Origin of the sequence: Salmonella sp. SJTUF15581 (assembly GCF_043356775.1) — a bacterium.
Lineage (GTDB): Bacteria > Pseudomonadota > Gammaproteobacteria > Enterobacterales > Enterobacteriaceae > Salmonella > Salmonella enterica.
The window spans coordinates 99096-117754 of sequence record NZ_JBEUJY010000013.1; the positions used below are offsets into that span (position 1 = coordinate 99096).

The window sequence follows — 18659 nt, forward strand, 5'->3', positions numbered from 1 at the left end:
AAAACACAAAAATTAGCACATAACATAAATACTGAATTACATAAATAAGGAAATGAACATAACAATATTATGATTTTATTTTTATTACGCTTACCAGATTCGCATTGCATTTTATAGAAATTTGATTAATAACCAGCACACCGCCAGTCATATACTTTATCATTGGTGCTCATTACTTATCTGGCCACCATTGTAATCATTGTCAACCACAGCACGTCCAGACACGATAATTTCATCCGGTTTTAACGGTATTATTGTTTTGTTCCACCATTCGTTTGCTGACCAGAAACATACTTAACATTAACCGTAAATGTCTTTTCACCATTTTCTTTTTCCGTCTCCTGTTTCAGAATACGGAAAAACACCGGTTCCACTTCAATACAACCATGACTGTAACCTTTGGTGGAATCATGGATATAAAAACCACCCCGCTTGCCCCCACAGGCTTTTCGGGTCTTCTCATCCGCTGATTCCAGCCGGATACGGTTATATCCCCAGTTCGCCCAGTATATCTCACATGTTCCGGCAGCCTGGCCTCGCGGAATGGTACTCCAGCCCCATGATGGTCCCAGATCACAATCCGCAGCATTTCTTATCGGTGCCTCCCCCTGAAACTGAATAAACAATTTATAATTCCCTTCCGGTATCGCCGCATCCGGCACACACTGTTTATCTGGCCACTGTAAATCCGGTAACCCCGTGGTCGCCTTAAATATCCCGATACCAGGCCATGTCAGCTTTTGCCCGTCAAAAGTCAGTCTTACTGCCATCATCTTCTCCCTGACTATTCTGTGTATTACAGCGGTGGTGTACAACGTATCATTAGCGCCAGCTTCTGATCCCGTACAGACTGGTTATCCACCGATAATACAAAGCTGAAAGGATAACGTCCCTGCATCTTCGCCAGTGAGATATTCCCCTCCTGAAGGGAATATGCACTTCCGCGTCCGTAACCCTCAACATCCTGCGCCAGTAAGCTGGTATAGTTGATTAATGTTGAGAAACAGCCACATTCACCGGTACTTTTTTTCAGTGTGACCGTTGTTTTCAGAATGGTAAGGTTATCCATTTCCTGACGATGAACGGGATGGATATCCACACACTCCGCCAGCGGGTTATCAATGTTTACATCTGTTCCGCCCCAGGCAAATACGGGCAGGAACATTCCTGCACAGGCAGACATAAACAGAACCTCTACAGCGTACTTTTTCACAGCATCTGACCTCTATTTTCTTCATCCACCAGCCGCAGCGCATCCACATACCGCCCTTCACTGTTCTGCTGCCAGAACCAGCCTTGCCCCGGTGTTGCCTGCCCCAGCGTCTTACCCGGCCAGCCCGGCCACGGCAGATAACGCACGCCCGGCAGTTCTACTACCGGTGCTTCATCCGGCAGCCCGGTCAGTTCCCGGCTGCGCTGCGATGTTCGTCGTAACCCACGCAGCCACTGCGCCCACCACGGCCCCGGCTGCCACATCGCCCATAGCTGGTCCACCTGCTCCGTCAGCCGCCCGCGCCGCATCGTGTCCGGCGTGATATGCTGCGCCGCCAGCCTCGCCAGCCAGTACAGCCAGCCCTGCGTCTCCTGCAAACTCTCGTCCAGCCACTCCCGACCGCAGCGCTGGTAAATCACCAGCGGCCACGGGCGTCCCACGCTATCCCGTGACGCCATCAGCACTCCGGTCAGCCAGTCAGTCGTCCCCCCCATCGGCAAAAATCCCGGCGACATCACAAAGCTCCACGGCAGCGGATGGTGTTCCGGCGCGGGCATATCATGTTCGCCACGCGGCGACAGGTGCATCCAGCCGTCACGCTCTTCATCGGTCGTCTGGCCTTCCGGCAACACGATATGCCGCCCGCTGCCCACCCATGTCTGGCGGTTCAGCCAGTCCTGCCATATTCGTCCCTCTTCAGCGCCCACCCGCCAGCGCACATAGTCGCGCTGGTCCGGCAGCCTGCCGAACATCGCCGGGGCTGATACCACCGCTGGCCGGCGCATTACAACGCCCTCGCCGGACAACTGAAGTTCTGCAACAGCTCCCGGCTGACCGGGTTAAAATCCCGCCCGGCGGTGATTTCCAGCACCACCCGGCGACCGTCAAAATCATATTCCACCAGTTGACGCCCCCGCACCGCCGTTTCCTGTACCATTCCGGCGTCCAGCAGATGAAACAGCGCCCACGGCCCGCCAGTCAGTAGCGTTGAGGTATCCTGGCGAATACGCGGGCTGGCGGTGATTTCCGCCATCGAGCCGTTGCGCGGTCCCGGCCACGTCACTTTCAGGGGCCGGTCCGGACCATGGGCGTAGCGCAGCACCTGACCGTCGATATCAATCACCAGTTCCGTGATGGCCGGATCCATATCCACCACGCTAATCTGCATCGACCAGGAAAATTTTTTCCCGCCCTCGCTGTTAAAAAACACGCTGCGGATCTGCTTCGCCTGCTGAAACGGCGTTAAATCCGGCCCCTGCAACGTCATGTTGCCTTCGGTCGGTTTGTAGCGCCACGGATCGCTGGCGGTGTCCGCCAGCGGAGCCAGTTGTTTGCTCCAGAAAGCATCCAGTACGCCACCGCTGGCGAAGATGCGGTTAAAGTCCTCGGCGCTGACCTCCTGCGGACTGTCGGCGAACGGATAGCGCCCGTCGATGGCGTCACGGCAGTCGTCGCCCATCATCGCCTCCATCTGGGTGTTCAGCACATCGCCGGTCCCGGCGTTGATTTTGCGCGTTCCCTGCTTCGTCAGATCCAGCAGGATGTTTTTCAGCGGCGCAGGCAGTTTCGCCGCCTCCAGTTGCAACTTGTCTGCGGCAGTAATGCGCGCTGGCAACGTCCCCGCCGCCAGCGCGCTATCAGCAATGGTCAGTTGGGTGTAATACTCGTTGAGCATGGTCAGCAGCGAAGCGATCTGCATCGTCCCACCGCCGCTCTGTCCGCCGTCCGTCCGCCCGGCAATGACCTCGCGCAGCGCGGCGAAACGGTCATCCACCAGCGTTTTTTCCAGCCGTTCTTCCGGGTGAATATCCTGGAACAGTTTTGCCGTCTGTACCACTTTCCCCGCGTTACCGGATGCGCGCTGCGCCAGTTGTTTCTGTCTGGCCTGCGGGTCCGGCGGCGGCACCAGCGTGGTCTGCTCCACCACCGCTTTTCCCAGCCGCATCAGCGGTGAGTCCGGCGACGCCAGGGTGCGCAGCACCTGTAAATCATAAGCCAGGCCGGAACTGCCCTCTTCCCCGGCACTGTTGATACTATGGATACTGTCCAGAAAATCCTGCCAGCGGCGGGCATATTCCGTCAGGTACAAACGGCGGACTTCGCGGGCGACAGACTGCTCCTGCCCCGGTATCTGGCTGCGCAGGCTGTCAGTCAGCTTTTTTGGCGTACTCTCCCGGCCCATCACCCAGCCATCGTTCGCCGTCGCCGCCGCCACAAATTCCGGTAATCGTTTGTCGAACAGCTCCCGGTAACCTTCACGGGTAAAAATACCCGGCACGCCCCGATCCAACGGCGCGCCGTTGCTACGCACAAACACCGTTCCCGCATCCGCGCCGACGGCGCGTACCAGCGTGAACTCCTGCGGCGCTTCGCTCTCCATCGCCGCCAGCGCCCGCGCATAGATACGCTCGGTACTGGTGTGACCGTCGAGGAATGCCCGCGCCTGACGGATCAGCGCCTCATTTTTCTCATACGGTGAATGCACCACCCGGCTGCCGTCAAACAGCGCTTCGATATGCGTCAGCACGGCGGCGCGCCCGCCAAACCCGGCCACGCTGTCGCTGTTCCCCAGCTCGTTAATCACCCACGACTGGATCTCCGCCGCGTTGTATTTATCTTCGTGATCTTTATCCAGATTCAGTAGCAGATAGATGCGCAGGGCATCATACGCAGCTTTACTGTCCTGACGGGCAATGGCGTCCGCCAGCACATACTCCATCCGTTTCACCAGCGGCGGCAGCAGCAGTTGATCCAGCAGGCGGTTGTACAGCGACGCCACGCTGTCGGTTACCGGCGGTACGCTGTACAGGCCGTAGCGCCAGGTCAGCGGCGGCGCGTCCGGGTCCAGTTCCGGCCAGGCGGACAGTTCCCTTGCGCTGTCCAGCAGTGCCGGGACGGGAGCCATCGCCGGTTTACCGGTGTAGGCTTTCACCTCGCCGTCCAGCCGGGTCGCGCGGGCGCTGATTTCATTCAGATAGTCGCCGTTGGTCTGCTGGCTGGTCTGCATCCCCTGCCACAACAGGAATGCCAGCACCAGTACCAGCAGGTGCCCGCCGAGGCGCAGCAGGCGGTAACGCCAGGCCCACTGGAGGTTTGGCTCCACCAGGTGCGCTTCACGGAAAATAAACTGTGTCAGCAGGTCATGCAGAAAGTAGCTGCGGTTGCCGTCCGGCAGAGCGTGTGGGAGAGAGGCGGAGGATTCGCCACGGGCGGTTTTTATCGCCCGGACAAAGCGCTGCCAGATACTCAACTGGTCGGCCACGGCGTCGGCCTGCGCCTGCGCGGCACTGGTGAAAAACACCCCGCGCAGCGTGTTATTCAGTTGCGTGGCATCGAATTTTGAATCGAGGAAGATCTGTTCAATAGCCTCCAGCAACGGCTCGCCGAGGGCGGCGAACTCACGCGGGAAGGTATACAGCCGCTGGCGGCTTTTAAGGTCGTACTCTTCCTGTAACCGGGTATCCAGTCCCTGATCCAACCGCAGCGTCAGGCGCGCCAGCTCCTGCGCGCAGGCGGCATGCAGCGCCTGCGGGTCGCCCGTTTTTCGCCTGCGGCTGTACGGCAACGTAAAGCCCCAGATTTGTGCGCGAAGATGGCTGGTCAGCGTGCGAAAATACTCGCTGAACCCCGGCAACAAATCCATTTTAGTGACCACCAGATAGACCGGAAAGCGAATCCCCAGGGTCTCGCGCAGTTCTGCCAGTCGCGCCCGCAGAGCGGCGCAGGCCGCCAGGCGTTCCGCCGGTGACTGTGCGGTTAAATCCGCCACGTTTAGCGTCAGGATCACGCCGTTAAGCGGCGCGCCGGGGCGATGTTTACGCAGCAGACCGAGAAAGCCCTGCCACTCTCCGGCGTTACGCTGCGCGGCGCTCGCTTCGCCGCCGTCATCGTGGCGGGCGTAGCGTCCGGCGGTGTCAATCAACACCGCTTCGTTGGTAAACCACCAGTCGCAGTGTAGCGTGCCGCCACCCGGCACTGTCAGGATACGCGAGGTCTGCTCCATTTGCTCCGCCAGCGGGAACTGCAATCCGGTGTTCAGCAGGGCCGTGGTTTTGCCATCGCCGGGACTGCCGACCACCATGAACCACGGCAGCTCATACAGAAAGCCTTTTCCCTCGAAGATTTTACGCCAGCCAGGCATATCCACCCGCAACTGCCGCAGCTGCCGGATGGCCTGCGTGACAATATGGTTGACGGTGCGCAGGTCAGCTTTGATCTCGCCTGCCACCGGTACCTCTTCCCCGCGCGGATGCAGGAAGCGACGCAGCAGTTGTTCATCCATACGCAGCGCACGCCACAGCCGGTACAGGCCGTACAGCGCGTACATCAGCAGGATGAAACCAATCAGGGTCAGGCGGACCCACAGCGGCGCAAACGGATGGACATCGCCCAGGGCCAGCAGCGGTGTGACGAAGCCAATCGCCAGGCACAGGACACTGATGCCGATGATACTCATCGACCAGTTGACCAGCCACAGTACCAGCAGCATCAGCAACAGGGCAATGGTCACTACCCGGCTACCCACGGAGGCCAGCGGGCGCAGGGTATCAAATGACACCAGCGGCCCGACAAACCAGACCAGCAGCGCCAGAACCAGAACGCCCACAACCGCCAGCGCGCGCCGGGAAAAAAGCAGACTAAGAAATTTTTGCATTATATTTCGACTCGCCACCCAATAATCAATATTTTAAAATTCCCTGAATAAAGTAATATAACCATTAAATCTTACAGAACACTCATCAGCATTCATGAAGCTGGATGCAATGAAAATATCTTTTTCTTTATCTTTGTTAATATAGGTATATTTTGCCACGATAGATTTAACCTGATTTTCATAGTAACTATCGAAATAGGATTTTTTATCTAATATTGCCACTTTATTTTTGGCCTTATCTTTTTCATAATCCATCCTGGCCAGAGATTCTGCATAGACCTTAGATACAGGCGAGATATCAAGAATCTCTACCTTTGTTTTATCCTTTATAATAGCAGCGACATCTATATTCAGGTCATTTTTTATGGCATCAAATAATGATGACTCCATTGATGCTCCAACCGTAGCACACCCATAATCGTGCGCATAAGAAATGGCAGGAACACCCACCAACAGACAGACCATTATCTTAAACATATCAATCCCTTACTACCAAGACTTTACCACCAAGACTTTACCACCAAGACTTTATCTGAACTGGCAGCGATAACATTATCACAGGGTATACCTGTCACATTTCAGGTTACATGTGCGCTGGCTTTACTCTCTTACCCCAGTCACGAACTAATGTACGTTCCTGGGGATTCACTCCCTTGCCGCCTTGATGCAACTTGAATGATTTTATATATTACAGGGATACTCTATTAATTTATTTATGATAAGTTCAGCCGCGCGAGAATTAAGTTCTTTATGTGTTTTATTTTTAAGAAAAACATAGACAATTTCATTTAATGTTAGCGTCTTAAATAAATCGTATCCACACCATAGTTTTTTCTCCGTTGCATCCTCCACGCCAAGCAGATAGATACCCGCCCTGAGTTTATCCAGTTGATTACCAGATACCCAAAATTTAAAAAAGTCATTACCTGAAAGATTAAGCGCATCCGGCGTCAGGGATAACACAGGAGATGACCGGGAAGCAATTTTTACGGAGGGTTCAGTCCCCTGACAGGGGAAATTTTTAACTAATGCTTCCTCTATCAGCACCGAAGCTCTTGCATCAGGCTTTTTCACAGAGTACCGATCAAGCCAGGCCAGCACAGTATGGTTTATTGTTATACTGTCAACCTGACCATATCCACACCACGTCTTACCTTCTGTGGCATCCGCTACCCCCAACACATACATCAGTGTATTATCTTTTTCCTGTAAGTTATCACTGGCATAAAATCCCAGAAAATCCCGTATACTGAGGTTGACATTATCGGGGGAAATGAATCCTGCGTTAATCAGGGACCCGGCAAAAACGCCACCGGGTAATAAACAACATAAAATGATCAAAAAAACACGGATAGATCGTTTTATGTGATATGTCGCTGAGATCCGATAATAATCCCCCGTCACGCCACATACTGCCGAATGATGAGACACATCATAGGTTGATTTTTTCATCATTCATTCACTCCACTACCAGAATTTCCACCCGACGGTTTTTCGCCCGCCCGGCTTTACTGCCGTTATCCGCCACCGGCACCGTATCGCCCTTGCCGACGATATGTACCCGTCCGGCAGGTACGCCGCCGGAGGTCAGCAACGCCGCAACTTCCGCCGCCCGTTTTTCCGACAGCACCAGGTTGGATGGGAATTCAGCCGAATGAATGGGCTGGCTGTCAGTGTGACCCGTTACAGTGACTGCGCCGCCCACGCGGGCGATTTCCCGCGCCGCTTTGTTAATCACTGGCCGGATTGCGTCACTCACCGTTTTCTGTCCCGACACAAACATGGCGTCGCCACGGAAGACCACCCTACTGTGCTGGTCATCTTCGTCCACGGTCAGCAGGCCACGGGCGATTTCGTTTGCCAGCAGGATTTTCAGCCGCAGCTTATGAACCGGCACGGGCGGCGGCGGCAGTTTTATACCAATCGCATCAATATGCTGTTGTACGGTGACGGTCTGCACATCCATCCGGTGGCTGTAAAGGCCAAATAGCGTCAGCATCGCCAACAGGGCTATCCCGGCGCTCAGCCAGACCGGCACCCGGCGCATCCGCCGCAGTCGTCCGCTTATCGCCCCCTGAAAGTCAGGCGAGAGCGCGGGCATAACCGGATCGCGACGCTGTGAAAGCTGTGTCAGCAGTTGCTGGCGAATATTGTCCAGTTGCTTACGCCCGTCTGGCTGCACGCTGTAGCGGCCTTCAAATCCCAACCCCAGCAGGTGGTAGATAACCTCCAGTACGTTGCCATGCTCCTGGAAGCTGGCCGCCAGACGCCCGATGATCTGGAAAAGTTTTATCCCGCCTTCGCTTTCACCATGAAATGTTACCAGCAGGCTTTTTCCGGCCCAGACGCCGCGCCGTCCCCAGGTTGTGTTATTGGCGGCTTCATCAAGCGCCGTACACAGGCAGTAACGTACCGCCAGTACGTGCTCGCGCCGCAGGTTCGCCTGATCGCATAATGTCTGGTACAGATGCATCTCGCGTACCAATAGATTACGGTAAGGCTCTACCAGGGCCGCATCCAGTTTAGCGGGCATGGCTGCGAGAGCGCACAATAAAGGCCGGGCAGCGGCGAGCAACGGGTTAGCCGCCGCGCTGATTTCAGCCAGCCGGAGTTTGCTGTCCGGACCGTCTTCAACGATGACATTGAGTTCCGTGCGCTGGCTGGTGTGTACCGGCGTTTCATATTCACTGTCCTTATGCTCCGGCGTGGTGGACAAAAAGGACATCATGTCCGCCGCTGGCGGCGTCAGGGTACTGTCTGTCATTTATTGCGCACTCCCCACAGTTCTGTCTCCAGCCCCGGAAATTCCCCGGCGGTATGCATGGCCATCCCGCCGTAACGGGCAATGTGTTCCCACAATGCTCCCTCGCGGCGGATGTCGTAATAGATGTATCCGGCCTGAAACGGGATTTGGCGCGGTGGTACAGGCAGAACCTGCAAAGCCAGCCCCGGCAGATGCGAGCGGATCAGTTCCGGCAGGCGATCGGATGGCCCGATTTTGGTCTGGGCGGCAAAATGTTGCAGTAGCACATCGGTCGGCATTGAAGCCTTTATCGCCAGTACCAGAGTGCTGAAATCGGCAAGATCGGAAGGAGCCACCACCGCATTCAGGATGCCGTAAGTCCCCTCTTTCAGTTCGATGCGCTGCGCGCCCCGGATCAGTACCGCATTCAGCAGGAACTGCACCTCATCAACCAGCGATTTCAACCCGGCATAGGGCGTCAGGTGTTTGTACTCTTTGTATTCAGCGGGCCGTCGCGTTTGTGGACGCACATAGGTGGAGAGTTCCCCGGCCAGTTCGGACAGGTAGCGATACAACACTTCCGGGGCCAGCGGGGTTTTCGCCAGGTGAGTCAGCAGCGGCTCAAAGCGATTGAGAATTTGCAGCAGCAGGTAATCGGAGACCTCCGCTGCTTCATGGCCGTGGTTGTCGCTGCCGGTCAACCGTTCCGCCAGCGAATCGGCCCGCATTCGGATGAGATCGTTGATCCACGACAGCCAGGTACACATCAGTGAACTGGCCTGATAATTAATGATGGGCGGGATCAGGTCGTGGTCGATATCTATCCGCCCGTCAGGGTTTAGCCCGGTGATGCGGGTCAGCGGCAGGCCAATCCAGGCGCCCGTCACCGCTTTTTCCGGCAGCAGCCGCAGGCGCAGGTGACTGAGCTGTAATAACTGCGCGCCACGTCCCAGCGAGTTGGCGTCGCGGATGTCGTGTTCATGTACCGAGAAACGCGCCAGTGATTCCGGGTTATTGTCAAACGTGGTTTCTTCGCTGTTCGGCGCGCGTACCGGTACCGCCAGACAAATCTGCTGGTTCAGGTGCTCCGGCAGGATGGTCAGCGGCGGCGGCAGCGGGGTGTGGTCCGGTGCGTTAAACGGCGTGCCGTCAGGAAAAATCCCTGATGCCTCTTTCAGTATCAGTTTACCGATGTTCAGCGCTTCGCCATCAATATTGTAGTGGCTGAATCCCCAGAAAAAGGGGGTCAGCGGCAGGCTGCGGTAATGCATGACGTGTTCCAGATAACGCTCTTGCTGCTGAAACATCTGCGGCAGTAAAAATTGTCCTTCACTCCAGACTACGCGGTCATTCCAGCTCATAATTCATTTATCCCGTTCCGTAATTACAATGGCGCTTTGTTCCAGTTCCGCCTCCAACTGCACTTTTCCTTTCCCCGGTATGAGGCTGCTGTACCAGGCTTTTTCCGGGGCTTCCGGGATTTTATAGGTTACCCGCCAGACCGATTTGGCCAGGTTACGGTATCCGGCCAGTACGCCGATTGCCGTGGTCTGCGCATTCAGCGGGCGACGCAGTTTTTTCTCTTCGCCGGGACGCAAAATAAAGCTGTCGCGACGCACTAAATCGTCGGTAAGGACGGATTTGTCGTTGTCATGGAGCGACCAGTAATCAGCTGTCGTGAAAGCGGCGTCATTTTTTAGTTCATAAACACGTATCTCAATGGGCGCGGCCTTCTTCTGATTGTCAGGATTCACCTTATCGGAGGCTTTCACGCTCAGGTCGAGTCGCTGTGATTCGAGGTCAGGTAACGCATCGCTACTGCCGCATCCGGAAAGCAGGAGCAGTGCAAAAGGCATAGCTACCGCACATAACCACCGAGTGGGGTTACGCCATTCATTCACTGTAAATTCCTTTAAAATCAAAATAATAAATCCGGCCAGATATAAATCTGGCCGGAAAAACAGCCGTTAAATTTCTTTGTTGGCCTTGAAGTCGTAGCCTGCGGTGATGGTGCCGCCGCTGCCACCCTGCTGGTTCTGCACCACGTATTCCTGCTTCACGGTGCTGAAGGAGAGTTCAATTGATTCGCGAGACGCAATTTCCCCTCCCTGGCTTCCGCTGGGCGATACCATTGCAATAATCAGATCTGTGAAAGTGTACTTGAGGTACTCCAGCGGATTGCCGCCAGCCTTACGCATAACCAGAATGGCCTGCGGAATGTGCTTACCGGAAGAGCAGTATTTGAACAGGTTCGGGCTGGCGCGATCGATGTAATGTTCAAATGAAAGATTAGTGACGGAGACCTTACCGGAACCGAGACCGCTACCGGCGTGCATGGTGGATTCCTGATGAATATTCCAGCGCCAGCTCAGTACTTCAATTTCATTTTTGTGTTTGTCATCCATTGACTCGCCGTCAATGCCGTCAATTTTCAGAAAAATGTCATAAGACATATCTACTATCCTTTTAACTACCTAAATTAAGCCCTGATTTATCTGCTTTATTAGGTGAACAGATTAACTATTCCTGTACAGCTCTTTCTTACCCATAAATTCATCAGAGCAAGAGAACGTATGCTTTTAATATCTTTGAATTTTACTTCTCGACACGCCTTTTAATTAATTCATTTAATTCCCTGTCATGGATAAAATCTATGCACTTCATGGTATTAAAATCTGATGATATCGAACCGTTATATTTCAACCCTGAATATTTTTTCGCAATCTCATCAATTTCATGGTAAATCTCCACAGATTGTTTACCATATTCAAGGTAAGCACTGGCCGTAGCTCTGGCATCGTTTTTAACGACATCATCTTTGTATACTAATGCCAGACAATGACTCAGCGCCCAATTTTTTAAGAGTTCCGACTGTGAATATTGTGTGGTCAATGCTTCTTGTGCAAAGGATGGCTGCCATACCAGCATTCCACTTATGCTGAAAGTAACTAATATTAACCATTTCACGGCAGTATCCACAGAGTCCCAACTTCAGGAACAAATGGTCCATTATCTGGGTCATTTAATAAGTGGCACTGATCTGAACAGATACTGCCATTCCATAATGTAACGTGTCCTCTGGCATTGCTCCAGCCATGCCCTTTTACTACGATAATTCCTTTCTTCCCGATAAAGTCACTCTGTTTCGGATTATTAACAATAAGATCAGGCTTGCCCATAGTATGAGTAAGATAATCAATCATATCATTCACGCGATAAATATAGAATTTATTATCGGCACCACTAACCTTTGCATACGGAGAGTTACGGGCTATTGGGAACCCTGTCGCATTCAAAACATAGCTCATTCGAATAGGGCAGGCATTTTGAAAATAACCACCAGTTATATTTTTCCCAACGTTTCCACCAATAATGCTACCCACATCAGCGACGGAATGATTCACCTTCCTAAAAGCTAACCACGCTTCATTGAATGAAGGTCTGTTCATTTTGCTTAACCTCTAAAAATTCTGTGTAGGTCATTAATTCTCAACACGTATCTTCATGGACGCCGCTTTCTTCTGATTGTCAGAATTCACCTTGTAAAACGCTTTCACGCTCAGGCCAGGCCGCTGCGATTAGGGGTCAGGTAGCGAATCGCTACTGCCGCATCCGGAAAGCAGGAGCAGTGCAAAAGGCATAGCTACCGCACATAACCACCCAGTGGGGTTACGCCATTTATTCACTGTAAATTCCTTTAAAATCAAAACAATAAAACCAGCCAGACATAACATCTGGCCGGAAAAACAGCCGTTAAATTTCTTTGTTGGCCTTGAAGTCGTAGCCTGCGGTGATGGTGCCGCCGCTGCCGCCCTGCTGGTTCTGCACCACGTATTCCTGCTTCACGGTGCTGAAGGAGAGCTCCACCGTTTCACGGGAGGCGATTTCACCATCGTGGCTGCCGCTCGGGGAAACCACGGCGACAATCAGGTCGGTGAAGGTATACTTGAGGTACTCCAGCGGATTGCCGCCAGCCTTACGCATAACCAGAATGGCCTGCGGAATGTGCTTGCCGGAGGCGCAGTATTTGAACAGGTTCGGGCTGGCGCGATCGATATAGTGATCAAAATCCAGGTTGGTGACGGAGACCTTACCGGAGCCGAGGCCGCTACCGGCGTGCATGGTGGATTCCTGATGAATATTCCAGCGCCAGCTCAGTACTTCAATTTCATTTTTGTGTTTGTTATCCATTGACTCGCCATCAATGCCGTCAATTTTTAAAAAAATGTCATAAGCCATTTTTATATCCTTATTAAGTTTTACTTAAAATAAACCTGATTTTATCTATATCTTTTTGTTTATAGATAAATCATTGCCGTACAGAATCCTTCTCCAATAACTTCAGGAGAACAGAAGACTGTATATTTTTCCGGTACCGATAATGTATTTAGTTATTTTATGAATTTGCATTATTTAATGCATATGAATAATGCTTCATAACTTCCGATAATAAAAACCATAACCTGTACTGAAATTTTCACGTCTCAAATCGCTAATTACAGATAAAAGATATAGACTGGTCTTCTGGCGATCCCTCAAAATTATGAGTCTTACAGCGAGTAGAAGAAGCAGGTATTGGTTGCGTCAACCATATCTGTTCATGACCATAAATACACGAAACCCAATAGCGATCGGTTTCTTTATCGCTAACACGTTCTGTTTCCCATACAGACCAATTTTCACCGTTTACTTTTTTAGTCTCTGGTTTGAGATCCATCAGGTTTTCAGGTTTACCCTGCGTTACCCCAATACTACTTAACCATAAACGCGACATATATCGGGGAGAAAGCTGCCACGGCGCTGGGACATCAGACTTCAGGCTCACAGCAGAAGACTGAGTATCAATAACAGCCGGACAACTGACTTCCCAGGCTACAGCATATTGTGAAAAGAGCAGAACAATACCAGGTAACAGATGAAAAGTTGGGCTTATGGTCATAATATGTATTTCCTACTCAATGATATAAAAAGCTTCGGCATTGTTACTGGCATTCGGATATGTGTCATCATTACGTACCCCACCTTTACGAGAAAGTGAGCGGGACGAAATTCTTTTCTTCATATCCCTCTTTATATTCTCTATCTTCTCTGTCTTCACTCGCTTAAACATTCATAAAATATATATCAGGCATTGCCCTGCTTCACTGACGGCAGTTTTGTCACCAGGCGCAGCGATCCCGTCAGCCCTTCAAGCTGGAAATGCGGACGCAGGAAGAATTTCGCGTCGTAATAACCTGGATTGCCTTCCACCTCTTCCACCACTACCTCTGCGGCAGCCAGCGGACGACGGGCTTTGGTTTCTTGCGAGGAGTTCACCGGATCGGCGTCGACATAATTCATAATCCATTCATTTAGCCAGCGCTGCATATCCTCACGCTCTTTAAAGGAACCGATTTTGTCGCGGACGATACATTTGAGGAAGTGAGCGAAGCGCGAGCAGGCGAACAGGTACGGCAGACGGGCGGACAGGTTGGCGTTGGCCGTCGCGTCCGGATCGTAGTATTCCTGTGGTTTTTGCAGCGATTGTGCGCCGATAAAGGCGGCATAGTCTGAGTTTTTACGGTGGATCAACGGGATAAAACCGTTTTTCGCCAGTTCAGCCTCGCGGCGGTCAGAGATGGCGATTTCGGTCGGGCATTTCATGTCCACGCCGCCATCGTCAGTCGGGAAGGTATGGCAGGGAAGATTTTCCACCGCACCGCCTGATTCCACACCGCGAATCAACGTACACCAGCCGTAGTGTTTGAAGGAACGGTTGATGTTTACGCCCATCGCGTAGGCCGCGTTGCTCCAGACGTATTTGGTATGGTCAGAACCATCCGCATCTTCTTCAAAATCAAACTCGTCCACCGGGTTGGTTTTTGCGCCATACGGCAGGCGGGCAAGAAAACGCGGCATCGTCAGGCCAATATAACGGGAGTCTTCGCTAGCCCGCAGCGAGTTCCACGGCGCATATTCCAGGTTCTGGGTGACGATTTTGGTCAGGTCGCGGGGATTCGCCAGCTCCTGCCAGGAGTCCATTTGCAGTACCGAGGGGGAAGCCCCGGCAATAAACGGCGCATGGGCCGACGCGGCGACTTTGGCGATAGAGCCAAGCAGATCCACATCGGGCGGTGTATGGTCGAAGTAGTAATCCGCAATGATACAGCCATAAGGTTCGCCGCCTAACTGGCCGTATTCAGCTTCATACAGTTTCTTGAACATCGGGCTTTGATCCCAGGCGATGCCCTTGTAACGCTTCATGTTGCGCCGCAATTCATCTTTTGACAGATTCATGAAGCGAATTTTCAGCTTTTCGTCGGTCTCGGTGTTGTAAACCAGATGCTCCATACCGCGCCACGAGGATTCCAGCTTCTGCCAGTCGGGATGTTGCAGGATCAGTTTGATCTGTTCGGTCAGTTTAAAGTCGATCTGCGCAATAATAGCGCTGATGCTTTTATAGGCGTCATCGCTGACGGTGATCGTGTTCGCCAGCGCCTGTTGCGCCAGCGTCTGCACCGCGGCTTCCACGGCTTTTGCCGCCTGGGTAGTCTTGGGTCGGAAGGCCTGATTCAGCAACGCATCAAATTCACCGGATGCGGAGACGGTATCCTGAGCAACCGCGTCGGTTGCCTGCATATTACTGTTTGCCATGAAAATTCCTTAAAAATTCGACGTTATTCCGCTGATTCATTATCCGCTGACACACCTTGCTGGGTAGCGGCCGGTTTCGGCGCATTCGCCAGCGTTTTCAGCAGAGTCGGGTCCTGCAACAGTTTATTGACCAGATTTTCCGCCCCGGCCTTGCCATCCATGTAGGTCTGGAGGTTCGCCAGTTGAGTGCGGGCTTCCAGTAACTGGTTCAGGGCGTCCACCTTGCGGGCAATCTGTGCCGGCGAAAAGTCGTCCATATTTTCCAGCGTGATATCGACCATCAACTGACCTTCACCCGTCAGCGTATTCGGCACAGCGAACGCCACGCGCGGCGCAATGGCTTTCATGCGCTCATTGAAGTTATCAATATCAATATCGAGGAATTTGCGATCCGTCACCGGCGGCAGTTCTTCACGCGGTTTCCCAGCCAGATCGGCCAGCACCGCCATCACGAACGGCAGCTCGATTTTTTTCTCAGAGCCGTAAATCTCTACGTCATATTCAATCTGCACGCGCGGCGCGCGGTTGCGCGCGATGAATTTCTGCGCGCTATTGTTGATAGCCATAATCCTTCATTTCCTTTTTAGTCAACTGGTTGCCGCCAAGGGAGCGGTATACCGGTACAGTTTTTAAAATCGCACTACGGACACTTCGAACGGCCGGTTTCAGCAAACGATCTCAAAAACAATCTGCTCATCACCATTAACGCCGATATCAATTTGCCTGATAGCGGCTTTTTCCGTCATGGCCTGCAACCAGTAGCGCGACAGTTGCGGCAGGATGTGCTGTTCGATGTAGCCAATCAGCAACCGCGCGCCCGTTTCATGCATTGGACAGCACGCCACAATATGTGCGACCAGTTCCTCGCTATACGTCAGCGTCACGCCGTGCTGTTCACTCATCCGCGCCACCAGCCGGTCAAGGTGCAGATGGGCAATCACGCCACGCGACGTTTCGTCCAGCGGCAGGTAAGGGATCACCGTCACGCGGCCCAGAAATGCCGCCGGGAAATGCTTGCGTAATTCCGGCATTAGCGCCTCTTTAAGCCCCGTAGCGTCGGGCATTAAAGCCGGATCTTCACACATCTGGCTGATGAGGTCGGAACCCACGTTGGTGGTGAGTAATAGCGTGGTGTTTTTGAAATCGACATGTGTACCCTCACCGTCCTCCATCTCGCCCTTGTCAAACACCTGATAGAAGAGTTCATGGACGTCATGGTGCGCTTTTTCGATCTCGTCGAGCAGCACTACGCTCCAGGGGTGGCGACGCACCGCTTCCGTCAGCACACCACCCTCGCCATAGCCCACATAGCCGGGGGGCGCGCCTTTCAGCGTGGAAACGGTGTGAGCCTCCTGGAACTCGCTCATATTGATGGTAATCAGGTTCTGCTCACCGCCGTAGATAGCCTCCGCCAGCGCCAGCGCGGTTTCGGTTTTACCGACACCGGACGGCCCGGCCAGCATAAACACGCCCACCGGTTTGCGTGGATCGCCCAGTCCCGCCCTGGCGGTCTGAATACGTTCACCAATCTGCGCCAGCGCGCCGTCTTGCCCGGTAACGCGTTGCGCCAGTCGGGCAGGCAGTTCCAGCACCTGGCTGGCCTCATCTTTCACCATGCGCCCGGCAGGAATACCGGTCCAGTCGGCGACAATCGCCGCGACCACCGCCGCGCTGACTTCCGGGAACACCACCGGCGCGTCGCCCTGCCACTCCCTTAGCGCCGTTTCGGCCTGTTGCAGCGTGGTTTTGTCATCAGCATCAGACTCTGCGACACGCAGTTCCTGCAACGTATGTACCAGTTCCAGCTCCCGCTGCCAGCGGGAGCTGGATGCAGTCAGTTCATTGTTGAGCGAGAAAATTCGCGCCGTCAGCGCATCGCGCCGCTCATCTGACTGAATCCCCATTTTTTCCTGCTTCTGCAACAGCGACCGTTCCATTTCCGCCGCTTTTAGCTGCTGGCGCAGGAACTGTACGCTGGCAGGCGGCGTGTGCAGCGTCAGCGCCACGCGGGCTGCGGCGGTATCCAGCAGGCTGATAGCCTTATCCGGCAACTGCCGGGCGGGAATGTAGCGGTGAGAAAGCTGTACCGCCGCACGTACCGCCTCATCCAGAATCAGTACGTTGTGGTGTTTTTCCAGCGTATCCACCAGACCACGTACCATTTCCATTGCGGGGATCTCTTCCGGTTCGGCAATCTGCAACACCTGAAAACGCCGGGTCAGCGCCGGATCTTTCTCAATATGGCGCTTGTATTCGCTCCAGGTGGTGGCGCCGATAGTCCGCAGGGTGCCGCGCGCCAGCGCCGGTTTCAGCAGGTTAGCGGCATCGCCCGTGCCGGATGCGCCGCCCGCGCCCACCAGAGTGTGAACTTCATCGACAAACAGAATAACCGGCTGCGGCGAGCGCCCGGCCTCTTCCAGTAACCCTTTCAGACGCGATTCAAACTCGCCTTTCATGCTGGCTCCGGCCAACAGAGCGCCAACGTCCAGCGCCAGCAGCCGTACTTCCCGCAGCGCGGGCGGCACTTCCCCCTGCGCAATCGCGAGGGCAAAACCTTCGACGACCGCCGTCTTTCCGACGCCCGCCTCACCAGTCAGTAGTGGATTATTCTGGCGACGGCGCAGCAGAATATCCGTCATGGTGCGGATTTCATGCTCACGCCCCGTCACCGGGTCGATTTTGCCGTCGCGCGCCTGTGCCGTCATGTCCTGACAGTATTTTGCCAGCGCGGATTTACCGTCCTGCCCGCCGTTGGGAATCGCCTGACTGCTTTCACCGGGAATGGCTGATGCCAGGCCGGAGCCGTCGTAAGGGCGCTCCTGCGCTTCCGGCGATGTTTCGATCAACGAGGGCAGTATTTCCGTCAGTTCATCAACCGGAAGCGTGGCCAGCGGCGCGCAGATACTGCTCAGTACCCGACGCAGTTCTGGCGTGGTCAACAAGGCCAGCAGCAACCAGCCGCTGCGAATTTTGTTATCGCCGTAACGGACGCTCGCCAGCATCCAGGCCTTTTCAACGCTGAGATCGATATGGTGAGAAAAATCACTAATGGCGCTGGCCCCGGCGGGCAGCATATCCAGTTGCCGGAGTAACGCTTTCTCCACATCAGAAAGAGGGATCTGGTAATGCCGAAGAACGTGGAGAATATCGTTATCGGGCTGCTGTGTTAACTGGTGCAGCCAGTGAGTCAGCTCAACCCAGGGATTAGAGCGTAGTTTGCAAAATGCCGTTGCCGATTCCAGCGACCGGAATAGTGGGCCGGCCAGTTTTCCATACAACGCACTGCGTGAAACAGGAGTTTCCATGTGTTATGCCTTGTGACATAAAAATTCATAAAAATAATGCATCAATGCATATAAATATATAAACAATTCTTTATTGATAGCCTCGAAAAAATATCGAAACAAAACAATGAT

Annotated in this window: 18 protein-coding genes and 1 pseudogene; all 19 read right to left on the reverse strand. The window is 53.6% G+C overall.

Features of this window, described 5'->3' with window-relative positions:
• Nucleotides 1-251: 251 nt before the first annotated feature.
• The gene (locus ABVN36_RS19505; RefSeq protein ID WP_000968384.1) at nucleotides 252-773 is read right to left on the reverse strand and encodes a DUF2778 domain-containing protein; all 522 of its coding nucleotides are present in this window, start codon (nucleotides 771-773) and stop codon (nucleotides 252-254) included.
• Nucleotides 774-796: 23 nt separating this feature from the next.
• Nucleotides 797-1213 (reverse strand): DUF2195 family protein, encoded by a 417-nt coding sequence (locus tag ABVN36_RS19510; protein WP_001596567.1) that lies wholly within the window; start codon nucleotides 1211-1213, stop codon nucleotides 797-799.
• Nucleotides 1210-1998 (reverse strand): TagF domain-containing protein, encoded by a 789-nt coding sequence (locus tag ABVN36_RS19515; protein ID WP_001254128.1) that lies wholly within the window; start codon nucleotides 1996-1998, stop codon nucleotides 1210-1212. The genes ABVN36_RS19510 and ABVN36_RS19515 overlap by 4 nt, the downstream gene beginning before the upstream one ends.
• Complete coding sequence (tssM, locus tag ABVN36_RS19520) at nucleotides 1998-5867, reverse strand: type VI secretion system membrane subunit TssM (protein WP_393923691.1); 3870 nt, start codon at nucleotides 5865-5867, stop codon at nucleotides 1998-2000. Before tssM ends, ABVN36_RS19515 begins: the two co-directional genes overlap by 1 nt.
• Nucleotides 5868-5900: 33 nt before the next feature.
• Nucleotides 5901-6332, reverse strand: coding sequence for a Shiga toxin A subunit (locus ABVN36_RS19525; RefSeq protein ID WP_077908610.1), 432 nt, complete (start codon nucleotides 6330-6332; stop codon nucleotides 5901-5903).
• Between the two features lie 216 nt (nucleotides 6333-6548).
• The gene (locus ABVN36_RS19530) at nucleotides 6549-7322 is read right to left on the reverse strand and encodes a Rap1a/Tai family immunity protein (protein WP_023138338.1); all 774 of its coding nucleotides are present in this window, start codon (nucleotides 7320-7322) and stop codon (nucleotides 6549-6551) included.
• A gap of 4 nt (nucleotides 7323-7326) precedes the next feature.
• A complete protein-coding gene (tssL, locus tag ABVN36_RS19535) occupies nucleotides 7327-8631 on the reverse strand; it encodes a type VI secretion system protein TssL, long form (protein WP_023138339.1) in 1305 nt (434 codons plus the stop codon).
• On the reverse strand, nucleotides 8628-9971 hold the full coding sequence (tssK, locus tag ABVN36_RS19540; protein ID WP_023138340.1) for a type VI secretion system baseplate subunit TssK: 1344 nt from the start codon (nucleotides 9969-9971) through the stop codon (nucleotides 8628-8630). Before tssK ends, tssL begins: the two co-directional genes overlap by 4 nt.
• A gap of 3 nt (nucleotides 9972-9974) precedes the next feature.
• Complete coding sequence (tssJ, locus tag ABVN36_RS19545; RefSeq protein WP_001007107.1) at nucleotides 9975-10511, reverse strand: type VI secretion system lipoprotein TssJ; 537 nt, start codon at nucleotides 10509-10511, stop codon at nucleotides 9975-9977.
• Nucleotides 10512-10577: 66 nt separating this feature from the next.
• Nucleotides 10578-11063 (reverse strand): Hcp family type VI secretion system effector, encoded by a 486-nt coding sequence (locus ABVN36_RS19550; RefSeq protein ID WP_000119443.1) that lies wholly within the window; start codon nucleotides 11061-11063, stop codon nucleotides 10578-10580.
• A 142-nt stretch (nucleotides 11064-11205) separates the two neighbouring features.
• On the reverse strand, nucleotides 11206-11589 hold the full coding sequence (locus tag ABVN36_RS19555; RefSeq protein WP_000379146.1) for a type VI secretion system amidase immunity protein Tai4: 384 nt from the start codon (nucleotides 11587-11589) through the stop codon (nucleotides 11206-11208).
• Complete coding sequence (locus ABVN36_RS19560; protein ID WP_001081550.1) at nucleotides 11574-12059, reverse strand: type VI secretion system amidase effector protein Tae4; 486 nt, start codon at nucleotides 12057-12059, stop codon at nucleotides 11574-11576. Before ABVN36_RS19560 ends, ABVN36_RS19555 begins: the two co-directional genes overlap by 16 nt.
• Before the next feature lie 42 nt (nucleotides 12060-12101).
• Nucleotides 12102-12296: pseudogene (locus ABVN36_RS19565) on the reverse strand (type VI secretion system lipoprotein TssJ); the annotation flags it as partial.
• Nucleotides 12297-12363: 67 nt separating this feature from the next.
• Nucleotides 12364-12849: an Hcp family type VI secretion system effector gene (locus tag ABVN36_RS19570; RefSeq protein ID WP_023138341.1), complete on the reverse strand. Its 486-nt coding sequence runs from the start codon at nucleotides 12847-12849 to the stop codon at nucleotides 12364-12366.
• A gap of 253 nt (nucleotides 12850-13102) precedes the next feature.
• A complete protein-coding gene (locus ABVN36_RS19575; protein ID WP_001804665.1) occupies nucleotides 13103-13549 on the reverse strand; it encodes an STY0301 family protein in 447 nt (148 codons plus the stop codon).
• A 12-nt stretch (nucleotides 13550-13561) separates the two neighbouring features.
• Entirely contained in the window at nucleotides 13562-13720 is a 159-nt protein-coding gene (locus ABVN36_RS19580; protein WP_001804664.1) for a BPSL0067 family protein, read from the reverse strand.
• A 14-nt stretch (nucleotides 13721-13734) separates the two neighbouring features.
• On the reverse strand, nucleotides 13735-15243 hold the full coding sequence (tssC, locus tag ABVN36_RS19585) for a type VI secretion system contractile sheath large subunit (RefSeq protein ID WP_000013884.1): 1509 nt from the start codon (nucleotides 15241-15243) through the stop codon (nucleotides 13735-13737).
• 23 nt (nucleotides 15244-15266) lie between these two features.
• Entirely contained in the window at nucleotides 15267-15809 is a 543-nt protein-coding gene (tssB, locus tag ABVN36_RS19590; RefSeq protein WP_000996815.1) for a type VI secretion system contractile sheath small subunit, read from the reverse strand.
• Between the two features lie 99 nt (nucleotides 15810-15908).
• Complete coding sequence (gene tssH, locus ABVN36_RS19595) at nucleotides 15909-18548, reverse strand: type VI secretion system ATPase TssH (protein WP_023138342.1); 2640 nt, start codon at nucleotides 18546-18548, stop codon at nucleotides 15909-15911.
• Nucleotides 18549-18659 lie beyond the last annotated feature (111 nt).